Here is a 2,850-nt window from a genome sequence, read left to right on the forward strand (position 1 = left end):
TGTCTTCCGCAGGCACCTGGGGAAACCCGAGCAGCTGCCCCTCATCGAGGCGTACGTCCGTGAGCAGGCCCTGGGCCCTCGCCTGGCCGGCAAGCGCTTCGGGAAGCGTCACCCCGTAGTGGGTCGAGTATGCGCTCGCGACGTGCAGGTGCGGGAAGCCGGTGCCCGGCCCGGCAGTGCGCGACCGGCCCGTGCCCGGCTCGTTCATCCCCAGTCGAGGGCGAGCACCCACGACCCGTCGACGTCGCGTCGCAGGTCGTACCGGTGTTGTTCCTCGCCCCCGCGGGCCGCGTCGACCCGCCACAGCTCGGTGTCGATGCGGGTGGGCACCCCGTCGTTCTCCCACCAGCGGGTGCGCGTGAACACCGCCTGCGGTTGCCCGATGATGGTGTGCTCGAAGCGGTCCCAGGTGAAGGCGCGGGGGTCGCCGTCGGCCGAAAGCTCGACGTCGACGCGGATGTCGATGATCTGGGGCATTCGGTGGCTCCTCCGTAATGATCGAACAAATGTTCGATATTGGGAGTGTACGTCACCCCGCCGACACTAGCCAGCGCCGACCGTCGATCGAGGTCGCTCCGGTGCCTCGACGCGCAGCGCGTCGGCCCCGAGCAGGGCGGTCGGCACCCGGAAGGTCTCCCGCGCGGTGACGGCGGCGATCGCCGAGAGCACCATGGTGGCTGCGGTGAAGACGGCGACGGGAACCCAGCCGTCGATCCCGCTCCCGAGCAGGGCATAACAGATGCTCGGAGCGAAGCCGGCGAGCAGGAATCCGAGCTGGGTGCCGATCGCAAAGCCGGAGTAGCGCACCGGCGCGGCGAACATCTCCGTGAAGAACGACGGCCAGAGCCCGTTGACCATCGAATAGAACAGCGTCATGTTCAGGAAGCCGCCGAGGAAGATGAGCGGGATCGAACCGGTCGAGATCGCTCAGAAGTAGAGGAAGATGGTCGCCGCGGAACCGAGGGTGCCGATGATCCAGACCGGCCGGCGCCCGATGCGGTCCGACAGAGCCGAGAACAGCGGGATGGTGACGAGGGAACCCGCGATGGACACGGTCGCGACCCACAGCATCGTGCCGCGATCGATGCCCACGGCGGGGCTCGTCGCATAGGCGAGGCCGAAGACGGTGAACACGGTCTGCGTCACAGCGAACAGAGAGCAGACGAGCACGCGCACGACGTCGCGCCACTGGTGCCTGAACACCTGCGCGGCCGGGAACCTCTCGACGGCGGCGACGGACTTCGTCTCGGCGAACACCGGCGTCTCGTCGAGACGGGACCGCACGATGTATGCGACGACGAGCACGACCGCGCTCAACAGGAACGGCACCCGCCAGCCCCAGGCATACAGCTGGTCCTCCGGTAGGGCCGCGACGGGAATGAAGACGATGGTGGCGAGCACCATACCGGCCGCATACCCGGTCATCGTGAAACCGGAGAAGAACGCCCTGCGATGTTCGGGGGCGTGCTCGATGGCGAGGGTGCTCGCCCCTGCCGCTTCCCCGCCGGCCGAGAACCCCTGCGCGAGGCGGCACAGCACGAGGAGGGCCGGGGCGAAGGCCCCGATCTGGTCGTAGGTGGGCAGGAAGCCGATCGCGAGGCTCGCGACCCCCATGATCACGAGGGTGAGGATCAGCACCCGCTTGCGGCCGATCCGGTCGCCGAAGTGGCCGAGGATCAGCCCGCCGAACGGCCGGGCGACATAGCCGACGCCGAATGTCGCCAGGGAGGCGATGGTCGCGATCGCCGGGTCGGCGGCGGAGAAGAAGATGTGGTTGAAGACGAGGGCGGCCGCGGCGCCGTAGATGAAGAAGTCGTAGTACTCGAGGGCGCTGCCGACGAATGCCGCTGCCGCGGCCTTTCGAGGCATCCGCTGGGGGATGGTCGACGCTGGAACCGTGCTGGACATGCTGTCTCCTTTGACAAGGTGCCTGGTGGGGTTGGGGCGGGTGGTTCGGGTGGTGCGGGTGGTCTGCCCTGGGTCAGACGGCGGTGTATCCGCCGTCGATGACCAGTTCGGAACCGGTGCTGAAGCGGGATTCGTCGCTCGCGAGGTAGAGCACGCCGTAGGCGATCTCGTCGGGTTCCCCCTGCCGGCGGAGCGGATTGCCCTCGACCAGCTGGCGGTAGTACGCCTCTGGCCCGACAGCGCTCATGTCGGCGGCCGTGCGGCTCATCCTCGTGTTCATCGAGCCGGGGTGGATCGAATTCACCCGGATGCCGTGCTCACCGTAGGTCGCGGCGTCGGACTTGGTGAGCAGCCGGACCGCGCCTTTCGTGGCGTGGTACAGCGGCACGCTCCTGCCGCCGGTGATGCCGTGGATCGACGAGAAGTTGACGATGCTGCCGCGCGACGCGGCGATCATGGCCGGGACCACGTACTTCGTCATGAGCCAGGTGCCCTTGACGTTCACGTTGAAGATCCGGTCGAACTCGGCGAGGGTCGACTCGTGCGAGGGCGCCGCGCGCCCGATGATACCGGCGGCGTTCACGAGGATGTCGGGAACGCCGACCGTCTCGAGTACCCGGGCCACGGCGCGTTCCACCTGTTCCGGGTCGGTGATGTCGAGTTCGAGGGAGGTGATTCCCGGCTCGTGCCACGGTTCGGCCGGCGGGGTGACGTCGAGGCTGACGACCACGGCGCCCTCGCGGGCGAGGAGCCGCACGCAGGCGCTGCCGAGGTCGCCGCTCCCTCCCGTGACGATGGCGATCTTGCCGTGCACCCGCCCCTTCCTCTGCTCCGCGTGCGTCGTGGCCGGTTCCGGAACGTCGAAATCGACGGATGCGATCTGCCGGGTGTGCGGGCTGGAGAGGGCGATCAGCGGGGTGTGCAGCGGATGCCCTGCGTACC

At 68.5% G+C, this 2,850-nt stretch carries 5 protein-coding genes; all 5 read right to left on the reverse strand.

The genetic code is table 11. The features are described 5' to 3' along the window. Window positions 1–208, reverse strand: a 208-nt coding sequence (locus QN345_RS17685; protein ID WP_323508989.1) for a hypothetical protein, incomplete at its 3' end; no start/stop codon positions are given. After that, window positions 205–477, reverse strand: a complete 273-nt coding sequence (locus tag QN345_RS17690) for a hypothetical protein (protein WP_134448872.1) — start codon at window positions 475–477, stop codon at window positions 205–207. The genes QN345_RS17685 and QN345_RS17690, both read right to left, overlap by 4 nt. Before the next feature lie 66 nt (window positions 478–543). Further along, entirely contained in the window at window positions 544–876 is a 333-nt protein-coding gene (locus QN345_RS17695; protein ID WP_322136029.1) for a hypothetical protein, read from the reverse strand. Window positions 877–927: 51 nt separating this feature from the next. Then, entirely contained in the window at window positions 928–1,908 is a 981-nt protein-coding gene (locus QN345_RS17700; RefSeq protein ID WP_322140765.1) for an MFS transporter, read from the reverse strand. Window positions 1,909–1,981: 73 nt separating this feature from the next. After that, window positions 1,982–2,722, reverse strand: coding sequence for an SDR family NAD(P)-dependent oxidoreductase (locus tag QN345_RS17705; protein WP_166787365.1), 741 nt, complete (start codon window positions 2,720–2,722; stop codon window positions 1,982–1,984). Between the last annotated feature and the right edge of the window lie 128 nt (window positions 2,723–2,850).

It is taken from the genome of Cryobacterium sp. 10I1 (assembly GCF_035019805.1).
Taxonomy (GTDB): Bacteria; Actinomycetota; Actinomycetes; order Actinomycetales; family Microbacteriaceae; genus Cryobacterium; species Cryobacterium glucosi.